Raw genomic sequence first — 22162 nt, forward strand, 5'->3', positions numbered from 1 at the left:
ATCGACCGATGCCGACATTTCCGCTCGTATTTCATGCGTCGCCGGATCAGACGCTCGCCTGGCGCGACGGCGCGCCCGTCCGCGTGCGCGACTTCCTGGCCGACGTGCAGCGGGTGGCCGCGGCATTGCCCGAAGGCGGGCATGTGTTCAACGTCTGCACGGATCGCTATCGCTTTACGGTGAGCTTGTGCGCGACGCTCGTCGCGGGCAAGACGAGTCTTTTGCCGTCGACGCACACGCCCGAAATGGTCCGCGCCCTGGCCTCCTTCGCGCCCGACGCATTCTGTCTGCACGACAGCGACGATTGCGCCATCGATCTGCCGCGCGTTCGTTATCCGGACAATGCGCCCACGCTTTCGAGCACGGCCGACGTGACCGTGCCGCAAATCGACGGCGCACGCGTCGTTGCTTACGTGTTTACATCCGGCTCTACGGGCGTGCCGGTGCCGCATCGTAAAACGTGGGGTTTTCTCGTCAAGAACGTGCGTGCGGCGGCGGCGCGTCTCGGCCTGCTGGACCGGCAAGCGGCCACGCTCGTCGGCACCGTGCCGCCGCAACACATGTACGGCTTCGAATCGACGGTGCTGCTCGCGCTGCTCGGCGGCCTCGCGTTCAGCAACCGCCAGCCGTTCTATCCCGTCGATATCCGCGCGGAACTCGCCGCCGTGCCGGAGCCGCGCGTGCTCGTCAGTTCGCCGATTCATCTGCGCGCGCTGTTCGCCAACGAAGAAGCGTTGCCGCGCGCATCGCTCGTGCTGTCGGCGACGGCGCCGCTGTCGGAAAAGCTCGCGCTCGACGCGGAACAGCGTCTGCACGCACCGCTCATGGAAATCTACGGCAGCACGGAAACCGGCCAGATCGCGACGCGCCGCACCGCGCGCACCGCCGCGTGGGAATTGTTCCCCGACATCGCACTCACGCCCCGCGCCGACGATTCCGGCGATACGACGATGTGGGCATCGGGCGGCCACGTCGAAATGCCCGTGCCGATGGGCGATGCGCTCGAACTCATCGACGCAACGCGTTTTTTGCTGCATGGACGCAAGGCGGATCTCATCAACATCGCGGGCAAGCGCACGTCGCTCGCTTACCTGAATCATCAGCTGAACGCGGTGCCGGGCGTGATCGATGGCGTGTTCTACATGCCCGACGACCCACCGGACGACGGCGAAGGCGAACCCGTGCGCCGCCTGATGGCGCTCGTCGTCGCGCCCGAACTGGCGGCGGCGGACTTGCAACGGGCGCTGCGCGAGCGCATCGACGCCGCGTTCATGCCGCGTCCGCTGCTGTTCGTCGATACGCTGCCGCGCAACGCCACCGGCAAGCTGCCACGCGAAGTGCTGACGCGGCTGATCGACGAAGAGCGCAAGCGCCGCGCGGCGCTCAGCTTTACCGTGCCGCCGGAGCATCCCGCGCTGGCGGGGCATTTTCCCGGCCGCCCGATCGTGCCGGGCGTCGTTTTGCTCGATCACGCGCTCGACGCCATCGGCGGCGCGCTCGGCCGAAGTGTCGACGCGTGCCGGATCGAATCGGCGAAATTCCTGAGCCCGGCGCAACCGGGCGAGACGCTCGATATCGCCTTCGAAACGGCGGCGAGCGGCGCGGTCCGCTTCACGATTCGCGCAGGCGCTCGCGCCGTGGCGAGCGGCGCGCTCGCGGCGCCGCAGGCATCGTCGATATCGACATCGACATCGACTGCTACGGACACGCAGCCATCGTGAACAAGACGCGCATGAATCGCGACGACTGGGCCGAGCGCCAGGAACGCAGCAACCTCGCGTTGCTGCGCTTCATGACGTGGGTGTCGCTGCGCTTCGGGCGGCGCGCGGGACGCGTGCTGTTGCGCATCATCACCGCGTATTTCGTGCTGTTCGCGCCGGCGGCGCGGCGTGCGTCGCGCGGTTATCTGAATCGCGCGCTCGGGCGGCATGCGGGCTGGCGCGACGGTTATCGTCATGTGTTCTCGTTTGCATCGACGATTCACGACCGCATCTATCTGCTCAACGAACGGTTCGATCTGTTCGATATCCGCACGCACGGCGTCGAGGAAGTCGAGGCGGCGCTGGCGGACGGCGGCGGCGCGTTTCTGATGGGCGCGCATCTCGGCAGCTTCGAAGTGGTGCGGGCGATCGGCCGGGCGCAGCCGCATATCCGCATCGCGATCACGATGTACGAGGAAAACGCGCGCAAGATCAACGCCATTCTCGCCGCGGTCAATCCGGCCGCGCATCACGATGTGATCGGTCTCGGCAAGGTCGATGCCATGCTCAAGGTGCGCGAGCGGCTCGACGCCGGCAGTCTCGTCGGCATACTTGCGGACCGCACGCTGCGCCAGGCGGGCGACGCGCTCCGCGAACACGACTTCCTCGGCACGCCCGCCGCGTTTCCGCTCGGGCCGCTGCATATGGCGGCGGTGCTGCGCCGTCCGGTCGTGTTCATGACGGGGCTGTATCTCGGCGGCAATCGCTACGATATTCACTTCGAGACAATCGCCGATTTTTCGAAGATAGGCCGCGCCGAACGCGCCGCCGCCGTCGATGCCGCGCTCGCACGCTATGTCGCGTTGCTGGAAAAATACTGCCGCGCGGCGCCCTACAACTGGTTCAACTATTTCGACTTCTGGCAGACGAACGCCGCGCGCGACATGCGGCCGAGCGCCACATCGAACGCACGGAGCGCCCGTCTGCGCGAAGTCACGAGGGATTCCTGAGCTTATGCGAGTTTTTTCCGCGATGTTCGCCGCCGTCGTTTTCTGCGCCGCTTCGTCGCTGAGCCAGGCCGCCGACGCGCCCGCTTCCGGCTGGACGCTCGACCGGCTGATGAACACGCTCGGCGCGAAAAAATCAGGCCGCGCGCACTTCACCGAGACGCGTTATCTGAAGATCGCGCAGGAGCCGCTTGAGTCGTCGGGGGAACTCGTGTTCGTCGCGCCCGATCATCTGGAAAAGCATACGGTCAGTCCGAAGCCGGAGAATCTCGTCGTCGATGGCGACATGCTCACCGTCGATCGCAACGGCCGCAAGGTCACCATTCCGCTGCGCAACTATCCGGAACTGGGCGCGTTTATCGAAAGCATCCGCGCGACGCTCGCGGGCAACCGCTTTGCGCTGGAGAGCGCGTACAAGGTGTCGATCGACGGCCGCGGCGACGACTGGACGCTCACGCTCGTGCCGATCGATTCGCGCATGCAGAAGAAAGTGAGCGAAATCACGCTCGCCGGCACGGGCGCTGCGCTCGCGCGCGTCGAGATCAAAGAAGCCGACGGCGACCGTTCGCTGATGCGTCTGCAAGACGCGTCGTCGCACTGACGCGATGTCGCCACGCGAGCGCGGTCTCGTCGCGGCCCTGCGTGCCTTGCGGATACTTCGCGAGCCCTCCGTGATCGCCTGGCTGTGCTTTCTGGCGGCGTGCGCGGGCGTGATCGCGCGCACGCACTTTTCTGCCGATCTGTCCGCGTTTCTGCCGCGCTCGCCGAGCGCGCAGCAGCGCGTGCTCGTCGAGCAATTGCGCGACGGGCTGGTGTCGCGGCTGATTCTCGTCGGCATCGATGGCGGCGATGCGGCCGGACGCGCCGATGTATCGCGCAAGCTCGCGGCGCAACTGCGCAACGACACGCGTTTCTCCGCCATCAACAACGGCGAACCGGTCGGGCAGGCGCGCGACGAGCGCTTCGTCTACGAGCATCGCTACCAGCTGAGTCCGGCGGTCACGCCCGAACGTTTCAGCGAAGCGGGCCTCAAGTCCGCACTCGCCGACAGCCTCGATCTGCTGTCCTCCTCCGCCGGCATGATGACCAAGGACTTGCTACCGCACGATCCGACCGGCGAAGTCACCGCGCTCGTGAGCCAGCTCGACAGCGGCGCGCAGCCCGCGATGCTCGATGGCGTGTGGGCATCGCGCGAAGGCAAGCGCGCCGTGTTGCTCGCGCAGACCGCGAGCGCCGGCTCCGACACCGATGCGCAGGCAAGCGCGCTCGCCGCCATCCGCGAGGCGTTCCGGCAGGCGGCGCCGGGCGCGTCGCCGTACCGGTTGCTGATGACCGGCCCGGGCGTGTTCGCCGTCGAGACGCGCGACACGATCACGCGCGACGTGCGCTGGCTGTCCGCCGCGAGCATCGCGCTGATCGTCGTGTTGCTGCTCGCGGTGTACCGCTCGGTGCCGACCTTGCTGCTCGGGCTGATGCCGGTGCTGTCGGGCGTGGCGGCGGGCGTCGCCGCCGTGAGCCTCGCGTTCGGCACGGTGCACGGACTCACGCTCGGCTTCGGCACGACGCTGATCGGCGAGGCCGTCGACTATTCGATCTATCTCTTCGTGCAGTCGGCGGGCATGACCTTCGGCCAGCGCAAGCAGTCGCTGAAGGACTGGGTCGCGGGCTTCTGGCCGACGATTCGTCTCGGCGTGCTGACGTCGATCTGCGGCTTCGCATCGATGCTCTTCTCCGGCTTTCCGGGTCTCGTGCAACTCGGGCTGTATTCGATCGTCGGTTTGTCGACGGCGGGCATCGTCACGCGTTTCGTGCTGCCGCATCTGTTGCCGCAAGGCTTCGCGATCCGCGATGTCTCGCGTTTAGGCAACGTGCTTGCGCGCTTCGCGGCGCGGGCGTCGCGTCTGCGTGTGGCGCTCGCGCTGCTGCTGGTCGCGGCGCTTGCCGTGCTGCTGATGCAGCGGCACGGTCTGTGGAGTCAGGAACTGGCCGCGCTGAGTCCGGTGCCAAAGGCAAGCCAGAATCTCGACGAACGCCTGCGCGCGGACGTCGGCGCGCCGGACGTGCGTTATCTCGCCGTGGTGTCGGCGGCGAGCGAGCAGGCGGCGCTCGAACGCGCGGAAGCGCTCGCCCGGCAATTGCAGCCGCTGGTCGACGCGGGCGTGATCGCCGGTTACGAAAGCCCGGCGCGCTATCTGCCGAGCGATGCCGCGCAGCGTGCGCGCATCGCGAGCCTCCCCGCCGCCGACGATCTGCGTGCGCGTCTCGCCGCCGCCCTGCGCGATCAGACGATCCGCGTGAAGCCGGAAGTCTTCGCGCCCTTCATCGCCGATGTCGACGCCGCCCGCGCCCAGCCGCCGCTGCGCCGCGCCGATCTGCAAGGCACGTCGATGGCGCTTGCCGTCGATTCGCTCCTCACGCAACGCGACGGCCGCTGGACCGCCATGCTGCCCTTGCGCGCCGCGGCGGGCTCGGACGTGCAGGCGCAGAAAATCCGCGCGGCGCTGGCGTCGGCGCATGTGCCGGACGCGCTGTTCGTCGATATGAAAGCCGAGGCCGACCGCCTCTATCAGAACTACGTGCACGAGGACATTCGCCTGTCGCTCGGCGGTTTCGCCGCGATCGTCGTGCTGCTCGTGCTCGCGCTGCGCTCGCCGGTGCGCGCGGCGCGCACGCTCGCGCCGCTGGTCGCGGCGGTGATCGTCGTGATCGCGGGGCTTGCGCTCGCGGGCAAGTCGCTCACGATCCTGCATCTGATCGGCATGTTGCTGATCGTCGCGGTCGGCTCGAACTATGCGCTGTTCTTCAACTATCGCGCGCACGCCGATGGCGACGTCAACGCAATTTCGCCGCAAACGCTCGTGTCGCTCGCGATCGCGAATCTGGCGACGGTGCTGGGCTTCGGCCTGCTCGCGCTCTCCAGCGTGCCGATGCTCAAGACGTTCGGGCTGACGGTCGGCCCCGGCGCGATCCTCGCGCTCCTGTTCTCGGCGATTCTCGCGCCGCGTCCGGGCCGATCACGATGAACGCGCGCCATCCCGCGCCCGGACAACCGCGCCGCTGGCGGCCGACGCCGCTCGTCGGCGGCGCGGCGGCCGTGCATGCGGGCGCGCTCGCGGCGCTGGCCGTCGCGCCCGCGACGTGGCCGTGGGCGGCGGGCGGCGTGATCGCGTCGCATCTGGCGCTGACGGCGGCGGGGCTCTGGCCGCGCAGCACGCTGCTCGGTCACAACTGGACGACGTTGCCGGAGCAGCCGGGCGCGCGCATCGCGATCACAATCGATGACGGTCCCGATCCCGACGTCACGCCACGCGTGCTCGATCTGCTCGATGCGCATCGCGCCCGCGCGACGTTCTTTTGTATCGGCGAGCGGGCGCGGCGGCATCCGCGCATCGTCGAGGCGATCGTCGCGCGCGGACACGCGGTCGAAAATCATAGCCAGCGGCATCGGCATCACTTTTCGCTGCAAGGTCCGGGCGCGTTGCGGCGCGAGATCGACGCCGCGCAGACGACGCTCGGCGAGATCGCGGGCACGCCGCCGCTGTTCTTTCGCGCGCCCGCCGGGCTGCGCAATCCGTTTCTCGAACCCGTGCTGTGCGGCTTCGGGCTACAGCTCGCAAGCTGGACGCGGCGCGGCTTCGATACGCGCACCGGCGATGCGGCGCTTGTCGCGCGCCGTCTGCTGGACGGCGTCGCGCCGCGCGACATTCTGCTGCTCCACGACGGCCACGCCGCCCGCGACGCGAACGGCGCGCCCGTCGTGCTGGCCGCGCTGGACACGGTGCTGCGCGTGGCCGCCGAGCGCGGATTGCACACCGTGACCTTGCGCGAGGCGATCGTCTAGATGATTCCGGCCGCGCTCATCGATGCCGCCGGCCGCCCTTACCGCGCCGCAGGGCGATTCGCGTGGCATTTCGCGCTCGGCAAGCTGCGTCACGATCCGTTCTTCGCCCACATTCTGGCGAACGGCCTGATTCCCGACGGCGCCCGCATTCTCGATCTCGGCAGCGGGCAAGGACTGCTGGCCGCGTGGCTGCTCGGCGCGCACGCGTGGCATCGCGACAACGCCGCCGCATGGCCCGCGCACTGGTCCGCGCCGCCCGCGGTGCGCTCGATTCACGGCATCGAAATGACGCCGCGCGATGTCGAACGGGCGCGCATTGCGTTGCGGGCATATCGGGCGCAGGTCAGCCTTATTTGCGACGATATTCGCCGCGTGCCGTTTCCGCAGGCGGATGTCGTCGTCGCGTGCGATGTGCTGCATTACATCGACGCCGACGCACAGGAAGCCGTCCTGCGCCGCGTGCGCGAAAGCCTCGCGCCGGACGGCGTGCTGCTCTTGCGCGTGAGCGACGCCGCCGCCGGCTGGCGCGCGGGCCTCGATCGCGCCGTCGACTTCGGCATGCAGGTTGCCCGTTCCGGGCGCACCAACGCCCTCACCTGCCGCAGCGAACCGGCCTGGCTGGCGCTGCTCGATGCACTGCACTTTCAGGTGACGCTCGTGCCGATGGGCCACGGCGCGCACGACGCCAATCGTCTGCTGATTGCGCGGCCGTCAGCCTGACCGGCGACGGGGCGGAAACACCTCGTTTGTTACAATTCATCGAATATCGAATGCCATCGGACCTCGAGGATCGGCACGCAGTGAACCCTCTTCTGTTTTCGAATTTCACCGCCACGAGTTGCGCGGGCCGCGGTCTCGACGCGACGCTCGCCGCACTCACCGAAGGACGCGCCGGCCTGGCGCCCTGCGACTTCGAAGGCGCCGCGCTGGGCACGTTCACAGGTCGCGTCGCGGGCATCGAGGACGCGCCCGTGCGCGCCGATCTCGCCGAATTCGACTGCCGCAACAACCGTCTCGCGCAAATGGCGATGACGCAAGACGGCTTCGAGGCGCGCGTGCGCGAAGCCATCGCGCGGCATGGCGCGCAACGCGTGGGCGTGTTCATGGGCACGAGCACGGCGGGCATTCTGGAGACGGAGCTTGCGTACCAGCGCCGCGATGCGGCGAACGGCGCGCTGCCCGCCGATTTCAACTACGCGACAACGCACAATCCCTATTCGCTGGCCGCGTTCGTGCGTGCGTATTTCGGGCTGCGCGGACCGGCGGTGTCGGTGTCGTCGGCGTGTTCGTCGGGGGCGAAGGTGTTCGCCTCCGCGCGGCGCATGCTCGAAACCGGTCTCATCGACGTGGCCGTGGTCGGCGGCGTCGATACGCTGTGTCTCACGACGCTCTACGGCTTCAATTCGCTCGAACTGCTCGCGCCGGGGCCGTGCAAGCCGTTCGATCTTCATCGCGACGGCATTTCGATCGGCGAGGCAGCGGCGTTCGGGCTGCTCGAACGCGAATCGCCCGAACACGCCAATGACGACGACGCGATCCGTCTGCTCGGCATCGGCGAATCGAGCGATGCGCATCATATGTCGTCGCCGCATCCGGACGGACTCGGCGCGCGCATGGCGATGCAACAGGCGCTTGCGAGCGCCGGTCTCGATGCGCGCGATATCGGCTACGTGAATCTGCACGGCACCGCGACGCCCAGCAACGACGCCGCCGAGAGCCGGGCGCTGACGAGCGTCTTCGACCGCGTGCCGTGCAGTTCGACCAAAGGCGCGACGGGCCACACGCTCGGCGCGGCAGGCGCGCTCGAAGCGGTGATCGCCGCGCTCGCGCTCAGGCATCAGATGATTCCGGCGGGCGTCAACGCGAGCGAACCGGACCCGGCGCTCGGCCTCGATTACGTGATCGCCACGCGGCACGCGCCGTTGCGCGCGGTGTTGTCGAATTCGTTCGGGTTCGGCGGCACGAACTGCAGTCTCGTCTTCGGGCGCGGCGCGCGTGAGGCGCGGGGAGCGGCATCGGCATGATTCCATTGCGCGCGTATATCGAAGGGATCGGCGTGATCGGACCGGGGCTCGCGGACTGGCCGCACACGGCGGACGTGCTCGCGCAACGCGTGGCCCGCGAAGCCGCGCCGACCGTGCTGCCGGCGCCTGCCGGATTGCCGTCCGCCGAGCGCCGCCGCACCGGGCCGGTGGTGCGCGCCGCGCTCGCCGCCGCGCACGAAGCGGTCGCGGCGAGCGGGCGCGATGCCGCCACCCTCGCGTCCGTGTTCGCGGCATCGGGCGGCGACGGCGGCAATTTCCACGCGATCTGCGAAACCCTCGCGAGCGACGAGCCGCAACTGTCGCCCACCCGCTTTCACAACTCGGTTCACAACGCGCCGGCAGGCTACTGGAGTATCGCGACGCGCGCGATGGCCGCATCGAACGTGCTGTGCGCGTATGACGGTAGCTTCGCGGCGGGCTTGCTGGAGAGCCTCGCGCAAGTGAGCGTCGATGGCGTCGCGACGTTGCTCGTCGCCTACGACACCGAATATCCGGAGCCATTGCATCGCGTGCGCCCGATTGCGGATTCGTTCGGCGTCGCGCTCGTGCTCGCGCCCGAACCGAGCGCACGCACGCTGGCGCGCATCGAGGCGCGTCTCGTCGATACGCCCGCGCTCACCTTCGCCGATACTGGCCTCGAAGCGCTGCGCCTGTCGAATCCGGCGGCGCGTGCGCTGCCTTTGCTGGACGCGATTGCGCGCGGACGGGCGGCGAACGTGGCGCTCGATTATCTCGACGACACGCGGCTCGCCGTGGATGTCGAGCCGTCATGACCGCGACATTGCCCCAGTTTCTCGAACGCGACTGGATCGCCGCGCGCATTCCGCACGACGGCTCGATGTGTCTGCTCGACGCCGTTGTCGCGTGGGACGCGGAGCGCATCCGCTGCACGGCGACGAGCCACCTTTGCGCTGAGAATCCGTTGCGCTCGAAGGGACGGCTCGCGGCGGTCTGCGGCATCGAATACGCGGCGCAGGCGATGGCGGTGCATGGGGCGCTGGTCGGCTCGGGCGCAGGCGATCAGGCGCGCCCGCGCGTGGGCATGCTGACGAGCGTGCGCGGCGTGCAGACGCATATCGACCGGCTCGACACGCTCGACGCCCCGCTCGACATCGAAGCCGAACGCATCGGCGGCGACGACAACACGGTGCTGTATCGCTTCGACGTTCGCTGCGCGGGCCGCGCGCTGCTGAGCGGACGCGCCGCCGTGATCCTCGACGCCGCTCAGCCGGCCGGCTTCGTCGCGCAATAAGCGGAAAAGATGCCGAGTTCGACGTCGCGGCGCACGTCGACGAAACCCGCGCGGCGGATCGCGGCGAGCACCGTGTCGGGCGGCACGCAGGCTTCGATCGTGTCCCAGTAGTAGCGCATCAACTCCACGCTCTCCTCTTTCTTCCCGACGATCCGTGCGATCAACGGCACCACGCCGCGCATGTAGAACTTCAGCGCGGCGCGTCCGGCGCCATGCGCGGGACGCGTGATTTCGAGCACGCACAGACGGCCGCCGGGCGCGAGCACGCGGAAATATTCGTCGAAGACTTGCGCGAGATCGCCGACGTGGCGCAGCGCGAAACCCATGCTCAGGAAATCGTAGACGGCGTCATCGCACGGCAGATTCTCCGCGCTGCCGATGCGCGTTTCCACGCCCGCCGGCAGATGCGCCTCTCCGACCATGCCCGGACTCGGATCGACACCGGTGACGAGCGCAGCGTCGCCGGTGATCGCCACCGCTTCCCTCGTGACGAGACCCGTTCCCATGCCGACATCGAGCACGCGCATGCCGCGCGCAAGACCCGCCGAGCGCAACGCGCGATTCCGATACCACGGACCGGAGCCGAAGGCCATCGCGCGTTCGATTGCGTCGTAGTCGGGCGCGGTGCGGTCGAACATGCCGCGCAGCCAGACGCGCCGCTTCGTTTCGTCGGGATAGTAGGACGTGAGCGGTTCGTGCGGGGCTTCCTGCGGGGTTTTCTGCATGTGCCGGGGGGAAGTCATCGGGTCTCCTGGTCCGTGTTCGGGCTGTGCGTGATTGTGCTTGTTTTTATCACAGCGTCGGGCGGCGCAGGGCGATTCGGCCACGATGCAACGTCGTGGCATTTTGGATGCAAAGTGCGTTATGCAAAATGCCATGCCGCGACGAGCGCGGCAGGCGGTTCAGTCCGCCACGGTCATCGGCTGCATCAACTCGCCCACGGAGATTGCTGGAGCGGCCGGGCGCGTCTGCGCCTGTGTTGGCGATGGCAGCGCCAGCGTCATCGCCTTGCGGGCGCGCATCATCGAATTGCGGACGCGCCGCTCCGGACGGCTCAACATGCCGCCGCCGACGAGCGCGACGAACGATGCGATCAACGGCACGGCGAGCAGCATCGTGGAAGACTTGAAGAGGCCGAGCCGTAACGGGCTGCGCGACGCCCACACGGACCACGCGATCGCAAAGCCCAGATAGGCGATGGCCGCCGGCGCACCCGCGAGTTCGGGCATGCCGATGCGCTGCGCGAACGGCATCGGAAAGATCAGGACGAAGAGCGCGATGCTCGCGAGCGCATAGAGCAGCAGTGCGCGCCGCTGCTTCACGAGCCCCGTGAGCGTCCAGAATGCGAGCAAGAGCACGAATGGCGGACACGCGGCCACCACGGCGCCGAGCGCCAGATACACGACGACGCCGCTCATCAGATTGCGCAGATAGCCTGCCGACGACGCGTAATAGACCATATATCCCGCCGCGGGCGCCGCCACGCATGCGAGATAGGTCGTCATGCCGCTTTGCCCGTCGGGCGAGACGACGAGCCTCAACACAAGCAGGCTGGTAAAGCCGACGAGATAAACCAGAAACCGCAAGACTGAAAAACGTTGCTTCATACCGCACCCCTGTTCCCCGATGGTGCGATCGGTCCTCGACGCGCCCACTCCACGACGCGTCATTCGCGCCGCAGTAAAGGTTACGAGAGCCGTTCTCGCCCATCTATCGCCCGCGTCCGATTTCGTGGAACGGATCGCGGGATCGAAAGCGTCGCCGCGAATAGCCTGCCGGACTTTCGCGATCGACGTCTCTCTATATCGACTGAGGAAAGGGAAATCTTTAGCCCGTTGTTTGCGGGCTGGAACGAATGCTCTAGACGGCGGGCGTGATCGGCCGGGCCTGCTCCATCGACGAAGCGCGCGCGAACTTGCCCGCGCCCAGATGATGAAGCGTGTGCAGCGGCTGATTCGAATCGTCGAGCGTCCAGTGGCCGTTCGAGAACACGCGCGCATCGGCGGCGGCCGCGATGACTTCGGCAAAACAGGTGTCGTAGGCGTCTTCCGTATGCTTCTCGTCGATGAGCCTGCACTCCAGCCACGCCGCGCAATTCGTCTCGATGAGCGGCAGTTTCAGCACCGGCCCCTCCACCGTATCGATGCCGAAGGCCTCGAACTTGTCGATGTCGCGCCCGCTCGACGAACCGACCGCGTAGGTCAGATCCATCATCGCGTAGCCCGGCACGCAGATGCCGAACGTTCCGCTCGCGGCGGCAAGCTCGCGCGTGTACGTGCTCTTGTCGATCACGACGGCGATGCGCGGCGGCGTGAACTCGACGGGCATCGACCACGCCGCTGCCATGACATTGCGGCGGCCGCCGTGCGCGCTCGTAACGAGCACCGTCGGACCATGATTGATGAGGCGGCTGGCGTGTTCCAGCTTGACGGGAAGGAAGTGGCTCATTCGATTTCCAATGAAAGGGACGATTCGCGTGATTCTAGGCGCACGCGCCCGGACGCGCGCATCGCAAAAATCGTCTTGACAGACACTCTTACGATATATATCTTTAGATATGTTTTACGACATATCTGGAGTGTTCACCATGAAATCCCGTTGCTTTCAACGTGCGCGTGAAGCCGGTTTTCGCGCCTTCGGTTTTGATTTTCCTTTCGGCGCCCCCGAATGGGCGGAACGCCTGGCGTTCGAGCGCTGGGGCATGAACGGCCGCCATCGTCATGGCGGCGGCCCCGGCGGCATGGGTGGGATGGGCGGCGGCATGGGCGGCATGGGTGGATTCGGCGGCGAAGACGGCATGCCGCGCGGCCGCAAGTTTTCCTCCGACGACCTCCAACTGCTGCTCCTCGCCCTGCTCGCGGAAGCACCGCGTCACGGCTACGAACTCATCAAGGCGCTGGAAGATCGTTCGAACGGTTTCTATACGCCGAGTCCGGGCATGGTGTATCCCGCGCTCACCTATCTCGAAGAGCTTGGCTATACGACCGTCGAACTCGAAGGAAACCGCAAGCGTTATGCGCTTTCGGATGCGGGCCGCGACTATCTCGCGAGCAATCGCGAACGCGTGGACATCATGCTCGCGAAGCTCACGCACTTCGCCCGCAAGATGGACCTCGTGCGCCGCGCCTACATGGGCGAGGACACCGACGACACATCCGGCGACAGCGGCTGGGTCGCCGAATTGATTTCAGCGCGCCGCGCGATGAAGAAAGCGCTGCTATTGCGTACCGATGCATCGCCCGACGAACAGCGCCGCATCGCCGCGATCCTCTTTCGCGCGACCGCTGAAATCGAACAGACCCCCCCGCCGAAACAGGCGTGAGAAGGAGCCTTACACGATGACCAATTCCATCCTGCAAGACCGGCCCGATCTGGATGTCACGCGCGTGCGTCATGCGCTCAAGTTTCGCCTGCTGCAAGTGAAGCGCGTACAGGCGCTCAATCCGCATTTCGTGCGCGTAACCTTCACCGGCGACGATCTCGAAGACTTCGTCAGCGCTTCATTCGACGATCACGTGAAGCTCTTCTTTCCGCAGCCCGGCGAGTCGATGCCCGCCATCCCGCAAGCCGGTCCCGATGGCCCTGTGTTCGATCCGTCGAAGCCGCGCCCGATCGCGCGCGATTTCACGCCGCGCCGTCATGATCGCGCGACGCGTGAACTCGATATCGAATTCGCGCTGCATGAAGCCGGTCCCGCAACGGCGTGGGCCGCGCAAGCGAAGCCGGGCCAGTATCTCGGCATCGGCGGGCCGCGCGGATCGTTTGTGATTCCCACGCAATTCGACTGGCATCTGATGATCGGCGATGAAACCGCGTTGCCCGCCATCGCGCGTCGTCTTGAAGAGTTGCCGGAAGGCACGCGCGTCGCGACGCTGATCGAAGTGGCCGATCAATCGGCGCGCATCGAATTCGACACGCGCGCCGATCTCTATGCGCAATGGCGTTATCGCAACGAGAGCGAGCATCCGGGCGGCGCGCTGCTGCTCGCGTTGCGCGAGACGTTCGTGCCCGAAGGCGAAGGCTATGTCTGGGCTGCGGGCGAAGCCACGCTCATGCGCGCGGTGCGGCAGTTGCTATGCACGGAACGCGGCATCGACAAGCGGCGCATTCGCGCGTCCGCATACTGGAAGCGCGGCGAACAAGGCGTGCACGAAACCATCGACGGTTGATCGCGCTTGTGCATTAAGTCTTGGATTGCACGCCGCTCGCAAAGCGCTTTTCGATTTCCATTGCACGATCGAGTCCGACGAAACGGTTGTACTCCTCGAACGGCGTCAGGCGATCGGCGATGGAGTCGGTCGTGCCTTCGCGCATGAATATGGCCAGCATGTCCTTCACGGCCTTATGCATTGCAAGCATCGGCTCGATGGGGCTCAACGTGTAATCGAAGCCTATTTCGTAGGCTTCCTGCATCGACACGTAAGGGCTTTTTCCCGTGCGCGCCTGATTGAAAAGAATCGGCTTGCCGAGCGGCTTCAAACGGCGCGTGAGTTCGCGCATGTGTTCGAGACTCTCCGGTGCATCGGCATAGAGTCCGTCCGCGCCCGCGTGCGCATAGGCTTCGAGGCGCGCGATGGCATCGTCGATACCTGTTACCGCTATTGCATCGGTGCGCGCGACGATGAAGAAATCCGGATCGCGGCGCGCTTCGATCATTGCGCGCAACTTGAGCACCATCTCTTCTTTCGATACGAGCTGCTTGCCCGCATAGTGGCCGCATTTCTTCGGCAGCGCCTGATCTTCCAGATGCAACACGGATGCGCCCGCTTCTTCCCATAGGCGCATGGTGCGCTGAACATCGAGGATGCCGCCGTAGCCTGTGTCGGCATCGGCGAAAATAGGCACCGACGTCACGCGGCAAATGCGGCGGATGTGCTCGAACATCTCCGTTTGCGACAACACGCCGACATCCGGTTGTCCCGCGACCACGCCCGACGCGACGAAGCCCGACACATAGATGGACTTCGCGCCCGCCTGCTCGGCCAGCATCGCGGTGATGGCGTCGTGCGCGCCCATGCAGACGAAAGGACCTTCCTTGAACAACTCGCGAAAGCGTGCGGAACGGGTCAAGATGAGTCTCCGGAAGATTCGAAACAAGTCAGTTCAAATAGGCCCAGCAACGCGCATTGCGGTCAGCGGCGCGGAATTGCGCAATCTGCTCGCTCATGCGGCGCGTCTGGTCGATCTCGTCGAGTCCTTCGAGCAATGCTTCGCGTTGCGCTGCATCGAATTCGAAGGGAATCGCGTCGAGCTTTGGTGCGCGAATTTCGAGCGCGCGCAGATCGACTTCGACATGCGCGCCATCGCGCGAGGCATCGGCGATACGCGCAATTTCGTTTGCGTCGAGCCGCACCGGCAGCAAGCCGTTTTGCAGACAGTTGTTGTAGAAGATGTCGCCGAACGAAGGTGCGATCACGCAGCGGATGCCCGCTTCTTCGAGCGCCCATACCGCCATTTCACGCGAGCTTCCGCAACCGAAGTTCGTGCCGCCGAGCACGGTGCAGGCTTGACGAAACTCGGGACGGTTGAGCACGAAGTCTTCGCGCTCGCCGCTTGCCGGGCCATCGCCGCGATAACGCAGCGTTTCGAGCAGATAAGGTCCGAGTTGTCCGCGCTTGAGTTGCGAGATGCGTTCGATGCGAATGATGAGGTCGGTATCGATGTTATCGCGCAAGAGCGGCGCAGCCGGCCCCGTGATCGTCGTAACGGCCTTCATTGCGATGCTCCCGTGTGCGGCGCGGCGATATGTCCCGCAAGCGCGCTTGCTGCAGCAACGGCCGGACTCGCGAGATGCGTGCGCGCGCCGGGCCCTTGCCTGCCGACGAAATTGCGATTCGACGTCGATACGCAACGCTCACCGCGCCCGACGACATCGCCGTTCGCGCCGACGCACATCGAGCAGCCCGGCTCGCGCCATTCGAAGCCTGCCGCGCGAAAGATGTCGTCGAGTCCTTCTTCATGCGCCTGCCGCGCAACCGTGAGCGAACCGGGCACGACCCACGCCTTCACGTTGCGCGCGACATGATGACCATCGACGACGCGCGCCGCCATGCGCAAGTCCTCGATGCGGCTGTTGGTGCACGAACCGATGAACACGCGGTCCACGGCCAGTTCCTCGAGATGCTGTCCCGCGCGCACGCCCATGTAGTCGATTGCGCCTTGCGCCGCATTGCGACGCGACTCGTCGGTCAGCGCCGCGGGATCGGGAATCGCTTCGTCGAGCGCGATAACGTGCTCGGGGCTCGTGCCCCACGTGACCTGCACGCGAATCGCCGCTGCATCGACAACCACTTCGCGATCGAAGTGTGCGCCCTCGTCCGTCGCGAGCGATCTCCAGTCTGCGACAGCGCGATCGAACAGTTCGCCTTGCGGCGCATACGGCTTGCCGCGCAGATAAGCGAACGTGGTCTCGTCCGGCGCTACGAGGCCGAACTTCGCGCCCAGTTCAATGCTGAGGTTGCACAACGTGAGCCGTCCTTCCATCGACAACGCTTCGATCGCCTCGCCCGCATATTCAACCGCGTAGCCCGTGCCGCCGGCCGCGCCGATCTTGCCGATCACATACAGGATCATGTCCTTCGCGCTCACGCCTTCGCGCACGCGGCCATCGAAAAGCACGCGCATCGTTTTCGGCCGCTTCTGCCGGATGGTTTGCGTGGCCAGCACATGCACGACCTCCGTCGAGCCGATGCCGAACGCGAGTGCGCCCATCGCGCCGTGCGTGCAGGTGTGACTGTCCGCGCAGACGATGGATGTGCCTGGCAGCGAGAGTCCAAGCTCCGGTCCGATCACATGCACGATGCCTTGCTGGCCCGCCGCACCGATGTCGAAGATAGGAATGGCGTGATGCGTCATCTGCGTGCGCATCGCATCGACCATTTCGGTGCTCCAGTCCGCATCGCCCGCGCGGCGGCCGGGCAACGTAGAGATCACATGATCGAGCGTGGCGAACGTGAGCGCGGGGCTATCGATGCCGAGGCCGCGCCGCTCCAGCACGCGTACTGCTTCGACGCCGGTCAGTTCGTGCATCAGATGACGGTCCACCTGAAGCAGATCGGCGCCGCCCGCAAGATGCGCGATGACGTGACTGTCCCACAGCTTGTCGAAGAGTGTTTTCATGATCAGTCGCTATGCGTGAGATGACGCTGCCATGCAAGGAACAGCAGATTGACGAGCGTTGCGAAGACGAAGAGCATCAGCGCGAGCGCCATGATCGTGCTGGTTTCGTTGCGGTTCATCGCGATCATCAGCAATCTGCCGATGCCGCTCTGCGACGCGAACATCTCGCCGATCAACGTGCCGAGCAAGGTCAGCGAAAAGCCGATGCGCAAGCCCGCGACGACTTCCGGCACGCATGCGGGCAGCAGCACGTGGCGCGCGAAAGCGCCGGGGCTCATGCGATACGTTCTTGCCGCACGCGCATAGATGGGCGGCATGTTGCGCACGGCGTTCATCGTGAACAGCGTGATCGGCACGATGCCGTGCATCACGCCGAAGACGATCTTCGCCCACAGGCCGAGGCCGCATGCGAGCAGCACGACCGGATAGAGCGTGACCTTCGGAATCGAATAGAAGCCCATCATGAGCGGCTCCATGACGTCGCCGGCCATGCGTCGCGAGCCGAGCAGCAAGCCCAGGCAGACGCCGGCGATGGCTGAAATCGCAAACGCCGAGGCAAACGCGAGCGATGTCACATAGAGGCTCTGAGGAAAGTCCACATCGCTCACGATATGCAGCGCTCGCTGCACGGTGCGCGCGGGCGTCGTGAGCACATCGGGTCCGAGCATTTCGCTCAAGCCCTGCCACAACGCGACGAGCACGACGATCAGCACGAGCGCGTCCATCCAGCGCCGCGTGTGCCGAGGTCTCGCCGTATGCGTAACGACGACGGTCATGCCGCCTCCCTTCTGATGCGCCGGTACAGACGCCTTTCGGCCTGGCGCAGCAGGCCGTTGATCGTCGTGACGAAGACCAGCATCAAGACCATGAGGCCGTACATCGTCGGGTTATCGAATGCGTTGTAGGCGAACGCGATCTGATAACCGAAGCCGGAACCCGACAACACGAACTCGCCCGCCACCACTGCGATGAACGCATACACCACGGTCAGCTTGATGCCCGTGAAGACGAACGGCAGGCTCGCCGGCAATGTAATGAGGCGGATTTCATCGAGCGCGCTCATGCGGCATACGCGCGCGGTACGCAGCAGCACGCGCGGTACGCGTTCGAGTCCGTTGAGCGTGTTCACCGCCATCGCCACGACAGCGAACAGGAAGCCGATACCAACGAGCGGCCAGCGATTCAGCCCGAAGATCACGATAAGAATCGGATACAGCACGAACACCGGCACCGCGTAATACGAGAGCAACAACGGATCGAGCACGCGACGCAGACGCGGCAACCTGAACAGCAGCACGCCGCCAATGAACCCGACGATCACCGCCAGCACCACCGCCAGCAATGCGCTGCTGAGCGTCTGCACGATATCCACGGTGAACTGGCCCGACGTCAGGATGTCCCATGCGCTCACGGCCATGCGCGAAGGCGGAATGAACGACACAGGATTGATCCACGCAAGACGCGTCGCGATCTCGAGCAACACGAGCATTGCAACGACAAGCCCGATGCGCCAGCGCGCCGCCTGATTCACGATTGGCTCCCCAACGCCTTCAATGCCTCATCGCGCAGCAAGCCCCACACTTGTGCGGTGAGTTCGCCGAAACGTGCGTCGAGCGCGATCTTGCTGTCGCGCAGTCGCGACCAGCCCGTCTCTATCGTTGCGATAAAACGTCCCGGACACGCGGACATCACGCCGATGCGATCCGACAACAGCACGGCCTCGTCGATGGAATGCGTAATCAACATGACGGTCGCGCCGGTATCGCGCCAGAGCTTGAGCGTTTCATCGCCCATCAGAAGACGCGTTTGCTGATCGAGCGCGCCAAAGGGTTCATCGAGCAGCATGAGACGCGGACGCACGACCATCGCACGCGCGATGCACACGCGCTGACGCATGCCGCCCGAGAGCTGCGCGGGATAAGCGCGTGCGAACGACTTCAACCCCATGAACGACAGCGCATGATCGACGCGTTCACGTACTTCGCTTTCAGGCACGCCCGCACGACGCGCGGCAAAGGCTGCGTTGTCGAACACGTTGAGCCAGGGAAAGCTTGCGTCCTCCTGAAAGACGACCGCGACGCCATCGGGCACTTCACGCCCCACAGGCTGCCCTTCGAACTCGACCGTGCCGCCGCTCGCGGGATTCAAGCCGGCGAGCACATCGAGCAAGGTGGATTTGCCGCATCCGGATGGGCCCACGACCGAGAAGAACTCACCCGCACGCAATTCGAGACTCACGGGGCCGAGTGCATGAAACGGCGCCTTGCCGGACGCATCCGGATAGATGCGCGTGACATCGGTCAAACGCGCCTGCACGCGCTCCGCGTCTTGCGACCCGGTATCGCGCGATACGACCGATATTTTCGTGCGACGTGACAACACACTCATCGCGGCCTCACTTCTTGGTTTGCAGATCGGCGGGCAACAGCGATTCATCGACGATCTTCGACCAGTCGAACGGACCTTCGGGAATCGCCTTCACGAGAATCAGGCCCTTGAGCACTTCCTCCATGCCTTTGCGATCGAAGCTGCCTTCGCTCCAGTACTTCGGATCGGAGTCGAGCACGTTATTGATCGCCGATGCGGCTACGGCCGGTTCCATCTTGTATTGCTTCGCCAGGATCTGCGCCGATTCCTCGCGGTGCGCGGCGATGTATTGCACCGCCTTGCGTCGCGCCTTGATGATGCCGCGTATCACTTCGGGATGTGCCTTCAGATAATCCGTGCGCACGATGCCGACCGTCTGCGTTTCGTTCGGCACGATATCCATCGAACGGAACGCAATGCGCAACTGATCTTTCTTCGCGCTATAGGATGGTTCGGTCATGTAGGCCACATCGACCGCGCCCTGTTGCAGCGATGTCAGCATGCCGCTCGAACTGCCAACCGGCTTGCGCTGCACTTGCCCCGTCAGGCCCGCGCGATCGAGCGCGATCGTCACGACTGTATCGGTCGTCGATTTCGGGCTGCTATAGCCGATTGTCTTGCCCTTCATCTGCTGAATATTGGTGATCGTGCCGTTCTTCAGCTCGACCCACACGAGATCGGCCAGACTCTGCACGCCGCCATGCACGATGGTCAGATCGACGCCTTGCTTGACCGCAGAGATTGCCGCGGGCAGCGCGACCTCGCCGTAAGGAATCTCGGAGGCCATCGCATTGCGCACCGTTGTGCCGCCGCCTTCAGACGTGATGAAGCCCGTCACGTCCACGCCTTCTTCCTTGAAATAGCCCTTTTCCATTGCGACTGCGAAGGGAACGCCGTACATGCCGTCGCCCCAGTGCGTGACCGTGAGCGGCGCGGCCTGCACACTCGCGGCACTCACTAAAGCAAGCAAGCAAACACTGCGCGCGATTCTCCCGACCTTTCCAAGCGAAAACATGTAGGCGTCTCCATGCATGATCGGCGGTCTCGCAACATGCCCGACGCGTGCGGCCGCACTTCGTTTTATGGACTTTCTCTGACCTTGTTTCGGCTAAGCGATTGCACGCTGATTGCATCGCTTGCACGGTCGTATCGGATAACCGTGCAAGTTAATGTATGCATTAAATTCGCTAAAGTCCAGATTTTCGATGGGCGTATATACCCGCGTGTCGCGCGCCGCTAAGACCTTTTTTTAGGGCGGCTTAGGCTTGCTGAATGCCGTATTGCTGCAGCACGTTAGTCTGGTTGCGCCAGCCCCGCTCGCGATGTGCGCGATATAGATCGCTTGCCTTCGCTGCATCGCCGCAACGCATGGCGTCGATGATGGCGTAATGCTCCTCGATCGACTTGAGCGGTTGCGGATGCGGCTTGACCATCTGCGTAAAGCGCCGCACGCGATGCACCTGGTCGCGGCAATTCATGACGATGCCGCGCAGGCGCGCATTGCCGCTCATGGTCACGAGCGTTTCATGAAAGACCTCGTCGGCGGCGGCCCAGGCGAGCATATCGCCGCGCTCGAACGCATCGGTCATGGTCTTGCATGCATCCACGAGCGGCGTGAGATCAGCGCCTGTCATGCCCGCGACGAGTGCCGCCGCCGTCGATTCAAGGCTGATCAGCACCTGATAAATGTGCTTGATGTCCGATATGGAAGTGGGAACGATACGAATGCCATGACGGGGCACGATCTGCACGAGGCCTTCGCCTTGCAAACGCAGCGCAGCCTCGCGAATTGGGGTGCGACTGAAGCCGAGCATGAGCCCTAATTCCTGCTCGAGCAGATACGACCCCGGCGTAAGCTCGCTTTCGATAATCCTGCGCCGCAGCTCGCGATAGGCCAGCTCGGTCGTGTTGCGTCTGGCGGGTTTAGTCTCGTCGGCAAGCCTTTCGCTCGTTACTGCTTTGACGCGCTCGTCCATGCTCGAACCCCCTTTGAAGCGCAGCATTGCCGCCGATGGTACATCGCATCCGAACCTGCGGCTATGCATCAGTGCATACATTGAGCGATACATCGAATTTTCTTTTCATATAATGAAGGCACTCCGTGCATCGACGGCAACGTTATCGGAACGCCCATCATGGCTCCAGCCCCGACCGCCGAAGCGATCATCAAGCCGCGCGAGAAATCGACCGACACAGTTTATCTAGCGTTGCGGGAAAAAATCCTGAGCAATGAATTGCGGCCAGGAACGCAAATGCTTGAACAGGAGCTCGTTCACTTATTCGGCGTGAGCCGCACACCCGTGCGCGAGGCGTTGATTCGTCTGCAGAACGAGCGTCTGGTACTGATTGTTCCGCGCCACGGCGTGCGCGTGCGGAATATTTCCATGGCGGATATCGAAGAAGCGTTTCAAGTGCAAACGAGTCTTGAAGCGACAGCCGCGGTGGCCGTCGCGGCCCGAAAGCCCGGCGCAAGAGAGTTGAAGACGCTTGAAAAGGCGTGCAACGAAATGGACCGCGCCTTTGCTAAAGACGATCGGGATGCGTGGGCTAACGCGCACGAATCGTTTTATGTGCGTCTCGTCGAACTGAGCGAGAATCCGCGCCTCGTACAGATTGTCGGCGAATGTTCAGATCAGGTGCGCCGCGCCCGAGAATCGACGCTGCGGCTCATTCCGCTGGACGAGTCGCAGGCCAAGAGTCTGCGCGCGGTCATCGATGCTTTGCGGCAAGGCGATGCGCAAACGGCTCAAACGCTCTGCCGCGAAAATCGCACACGCAATCTCACGATGCAGATCGAAACATTGCAGCGATTCAGGATTCTCGACGTCTAA

At 64.9% G+C, this 22162-nt stretch carries 23 protein-coding genes; 12 read left to right on the forward strand and 11 right to left on the reverse strand.

Annotated features, from left to right (window positions below):
- Nucleotides 1–8 precede the first annotated feature (8 nt).
- From BRPE64_RS28150 to BRPE64_RS28190, 9 genes are all read left to right on the forward strand, one after another.
- A complete protein-coding gene (locus BRPE64_RS28150; protein ID WP_016348383.1) occupies nt 9–1721 on the forward strand; it encodes an AMP-binding protein in 1713 nt (570 codons plus the stop codon).
- 11 nt (nt 1722–1732) lie between these two features.
- Entirely contained in the window at nt 1733–2710 is a 978-nt protein-coding gene (locus tag BRPE64_RS28155) for an LpxL/LpxP family acyltransferase (RefSeq protein ID WP_232519354.1), read from the forward strand.
- 4 nt (nt 2711–2714) lie between these two features.
- A complete protein-coding gene (locus BRPE64_RS28160) occupies nt 2715–3308 on the forward strand; it encodes a LolA family protein (protein ID WP_016348385.1) in 594 nt (197 codons plus the stop codon).
- Nucleotides 3309–3312: 4 nt separating this feature from the next.
- Nucleotides 3313–5730 (forward strand): MMPL family transporter, encoded by a 2418-nt coding sequence (locus tag BRPE64_RS28165; protein ID WP_016348386.1) that lies wholly within the window; start codon nt 3313–3315, stop codon nt 5728–5730.
- Nucleotides 5727–6548 carry a polysaccharide deacetylase family protein gene (locus tag BRPE64_RS28170; RefSeq protein ID WP_016348387.1) on the forward strand — a complete coding sequence of 274 codons (822 nt, stop codon included), beginning with the start codon at nt 5727–5729 and terminating at the stop codon, nt 6546–6548. Before BRPE64_RS28165 ends, BRPE64_RS28170 begins: the two co-directional genes overlap by 4 nt.
- Nucleotides 6549–7268 (forward strand): class I SAM-dependent methyltransferase, encoded by a 720-nt coding sequence (locus tag BRPE64_RS28175; protein WP_016348388.1) that lies wholly within the window; start codon nt 6549–6551, stop codon nt 7266–7268.
- 80 nt (nt 7269–7348) lie between these two features.
- The gene (locus tag BRPE64_RS28180; RefSeq protein WP_016348389.1) at nt 7349–8572 is read left to right on the forward strand and encodes a beta-ketoacyl-[acyl-carrier-protein] synthase family protein; all 1224 of its coding nucleotides are present in this window, start codon (nt 7349–7351) and stop codon (nt 8570–8572) included.
- Nucleotides 8569–9366 (forward strand): beta-ketoacyl synthase chain length factor, encoded by a 798-nt coding sequence (locus BRPE64_RS28185; protein ID WP_016348390.1) that lies wholly within the window; start codon nt 8569–8571, stop codon nt 9364–9366. The genes BRPE64_RS28180 and BRPE64_RS28185 overlap by 4 nt, the downstream gene beginning before the upstream one ends.
- Nucleotides 9363–9845, forward strand: a complete 483-nt coding sequence (locus tag BRPE64_RS28190; protein WP_016348391.1) for a hotdog family protein — start codon at nt 9363–9365, stop codon at nt 9843–9845. The genes BRPE64_RS28185 and BRPE64_RS28190 overlap by 4 nt, the downstream gene beginning before the upstream one ends.
- Here BRPE64_RS28190 and BRPE64_RS28195 read toward each other — a convergent pair.
- From BRPE64_RS28195 to BRPE64_RS28205, 3 genes are all read right to left on the reverse strand, one after another.
- A complete protein-coding gene (locus BRPE64_RS28195) occupies nt 9818–10588 on the reverse strand; it encodes a class I SAM-dependent methyltransferase (protein ID WP_051180566.1) in 771 nt (256 codons plus the stop codon). The genes BRPE64_RS28190 and BRPE64_RS28195 overlap by 28 nt on opposite strands.
- Before the next feature lie 159 nt (nt 10589–10747).
- Nucleotides 10748–11452, reverse strand: a complete 705-nt coding sequence (locus BRPE64_RS28200) for a hypothetical protein (protein WP_016348393.1) — start codon at nt 11450–11452, stop codon at nt 10748–10750.
- A 253-nt stretch (nt 11453–11705) separates the two neighbouring features.
- Nucleotides 11706–12293, reverse strand: coding sequence for a flavin reductase family protein (locus BRPE64_RS28205; protein WP_016348394.1), 588 nt, complete (start codon nt 12291–12293; stop codon nt 11706–11708).
- 130 nt (nt 12294–12423) lie between these two features.
- Here BRPE64_RS28205 and BRPE64_RS28210 point away from each other — a divergent pair, with 130 nt between their 5' ends.
- Both BRPE64_RS28210 and BRPE64_RS28215 read left to right on the forward strand, forming a co-directional pair.
- A complete protein-coding gene (locus BRPE64_RS28210; protein ID WP_016348395.1) occupies nt 12424–13167 on the forward strand; it encodes a PadR family transcriptional regulator in 744 nt (247 codons plus the stop codon).
- A 16-nt stretch (nt 13168–13183) separates the two neighbouring features.
- Nucleotides 13184–14014 (forward strand): siderophore-interacting protein, encoded by an 831-nt coding sequence (locus BRPE64_RS28215; protein WP_016348396.1) that lies wholly within the window; start codon nt 13184–13186, stop codon nt 14012–14014.
- Between the two features lie 13 nt (nt 14015–14027).
- Here BRPE64_RS28215 and BRPE64_RS28220 read toward each other — a convergent pair whose 3' ends face one another.
- The 8 genes from BRPE64_RS28220 to BRPE64_RS28255 form a co-directional block, all read right to left on the reverse strand.
- Complete coding sequence (locus BRPE64_RS28220) at nt 14028–14915, reverse strand: isocitrate lyase/PEP mutase family protein (RefSeq protein ID WP_016348397.1); 888 nt, start codon at nt 14913–14915, stop codon at nt 14028–14030.
- A 28-nt stretch (nt 14916–14943) separates the two neighbouring features.
- Nucleotides 14944–15561: a 3-isopropylmalate dehydratase small subunit gene (gene leuD / locus BRPE64_RS28225; RefSeq protein ID WP_016348398.1), complete on the reverse strand. Its 618-nt coding sequence runs from the start codon at nt 15559–15561 to the stop codon at nt 14944–14946.
- Nucleotides 15558–16964: a 3-isopropylmalate dehydratase large subunit gene (gene leuC, locus BRPE64_RS28230; protein ID WP_016348399.1), complete on the reverse strand. Its 1407-nt coding sequence runs from the start codon at nt 16962–16964 to the stop codon at nt 15558–15560. Before leuC ends, leuD begins: the two co-directional genes overlap by 4 nt.
- A 2-nt stretch (nt 16965–16966) precedes the next feature.
- The gene (locus BRPE64_RS28235; RefSeq protein WP_044043481.1) at nt 16967–17740 is read right to left on the reverse strand and encodes an ABC transporter permease; all 774 of its coding nucleotides are present in this window, start codon (nt 17738–17740) and stop codon (nt 16967–16969) included.
- Nucleotides 17737–18495, reverse strand: coding sequence for an ABC transporter permease (locus tag BRPE64_RS28240; protein ID WP_016348401.1), 759 nt, complete (start codon nt 18493–18495; stop codon nt 17737–17739). The genes BRPE64_RS28235 and BRPE64_RS28240 overlap by 4 nt, the downstream gene beginning before the upstream one ends.
- Nucleotides 18492–19352 (reverse strand): ABC transporter ATP-binding protein, encoded by an 861-nt coding sequence (locus BRPE64_RS28245; RefSeq protein WP_044043484.1) that lies wholly within the window; start codon nt 19350–19352, stop codon nt 18492–18494. The genes BRPE64_RS28240 and BRPE64_RS28245 overlap by 4 nt, the downstream gene beginning before the upstream one ends.
- A gap of 7 nt (nt 19353–19359) precedes the next feature.
- Nucleotides 19360–20346: an ABC transporter substrate-binding protein gene (locus BRPE64_RS28250; protein WP_044043486.1), complete on the reverse strand. Its 987-nt coding sequence runs from the start codon at nt 20344–20346 to the stop codon at nt 19360–19362.
- A gap of 244 nt (nt 20347–20590) precedes the next feature.
- Nucleotides 20591–21307 (reverse strand): GntR family transcriptional regulator, encoded by a 717-nt coding sequence (locus tag BRPE64_RS28255; protein ID WP_232519311.1) that lies wholly within the window; start codon nt 21305–21307, stop codon nt 20591–20593.
- 159 nt (nt 21308–21466) lie between these two features.
- Here BRPE64_RS28255 and BRPE64_RS28260 point away from each other — a divergent pair, with 159 nt between their 5' ends.
- On the forward strand, nt 21467–22162 hold the full coding sequence (locus BRPE64_RS28260; RefSeq protein ID WP_016348405.1) for a GntR family transcriptional regulator: 696 nt from the start codon (nt 21467–21469) through the stop codon (nt 22160–22162).

It is taken from the genome of Caballeronia insecticola (assembly GCF_000402035.1).
Classification (GTDB): Bacteria; Pseudomonadota; Gammaproteobacteria; order Burkholderiales; family Burkholderiaceae; genus Caballeronia; species Caballeronia insecticola.

Bases quoted from the DNA above. Each gene is read 5' to 3' on its own strand.
- leuD (WP_016348398.1), bottom strand. From the start codon at position 15,561: ATGAAGGCCGTTACGACGATCACGGGGCCGGCTGCGCCGCTCTTGCGC.
- BRPE64_RS28155 (WP_232519354.1), top strand. From the start codon at position 1,733: ATGAATCGCGACGACTGGGCCGAGCGCCAGGAACGCAGCAACCTCGCG.
- BRPE64_RS28160 (WP_016348385.1), top strand. From the start codon at position 2,715: ATGCGAGTTTTTTCCGCGATGTTCGCCGCCGTCGTTTTCTGCGCCGCT.
- BRPE64_RS28245 (WP_044043484.1), bottom strand. From the start codon at position 19,352: ATGAGTGTGTTGTCACGTCGCACGAAAATATCGGTCGTATCGCGCGAT.
- BRPE64_RS28215 (WP_016348396.1), top strand. From the start codon at position 13,184: ATGACCAATTCCATCCTGCAAGACCGGCCCGATCTGGATGTCACGCGC.
- BRPE64_RS28170 (WP_016348387.1), top strand. From the start codon at position 5,727: ATGAACGCGCGCCATCCCGCGCCCGGACAACCGCGCCGCTGGCGGCCG.
- BRPE64_RS28235 (WP_044043481.1), bottom strand. From the start codon at position 17,740: ATGACCGTCGTCGTTACGCATACGGCGAGACCTCGGCACACGCGGCGC.
- BRPE64_RS28260 (WP_016348405.1), top strand. From the start codon at position 21,467: ATGGCTCCAGCCCCGACCGCCGAAGCGATCATCAAGCCGCGCGAGAAA.
- BRPE64_RS28190 (WP_016348391.1), top strand. From the start codon at position 9,363: ATGACCGCGACATTGCCCCAGTTTCTCGAACGCGACTGGATCGCCGCG.
- leuC (WP_016348399.1), bottom strand. From the start codon at position 16,964: ATGAAAACACTCTTCGACAAGCTGTGGGACAGTCACGTCATCGCGCAT.
- BRPE64_RS28200 (WP_016348393.1), bottom strand. From the start codon at position 11,452: ATGAAGCAACGTTTTTCAGTCTTGCGGTTTCTGGTTTATCTCGTCGGC.
- BRPE64_RS28195 (WP_051180566.1), bottom strand. From the start codon at position 10,588: ATGACTTCCCCCCGGCACATGCAGAAAACCCCGCAGGAAGCCCCGCAC.
- BRPE64_RS28255 (WP_232519311.1), bottom strand. From the start codon at position 21,307: ATGGACGAGCGCGTCAAAGCAGTAACGAGCGAAAGGCTTGCCGACGAG.
- BRPE64_RS28175 (WP_016348388.1), top strand. From the start codon at position 6,549: ATGATTCCGGCCGCGCTCATCGATGCCGCCGGCCGCCCTTACCGCGCC.
- BRPE64_RS28150 (WP_016348383.1), top strand. From the start codon at position 9: ATGCCGACATTTCCGCTCGTATTTCATGCGTCGCCGGATCAGACGCTC.
- BRPE64_RS28165 (WP_016348386.1), top strand. From the start codon at position 3,313: ATGTCGCCACGCGAGCGCGGTCTCGTCGCGGCCCTGCGTGCCTTGCGG.
- BRPE64_RS28185 (WP_016348390.1), top strand. From the start codon at position 8,569: ATGATTCCATTGCGCGCGTATATCGAAGGGATCGGCGTGATCGGACCG.
- BRPE64_RS28250 (WP_044043486.1), bottom strand. From the start codon at position 20,346: ATGTTTTCGCTTGGAAAGGTCGGGAGAATCGCGCGCAGTGTTTGCTTG.
- BRPE64_RS28205 (WP_016348394.1), bottom strand. From the start codon at position 12,293: ATGAGCCACTTCCTTCCCGTCAAGCTGGAACACGCCAGCCGCCTCATC.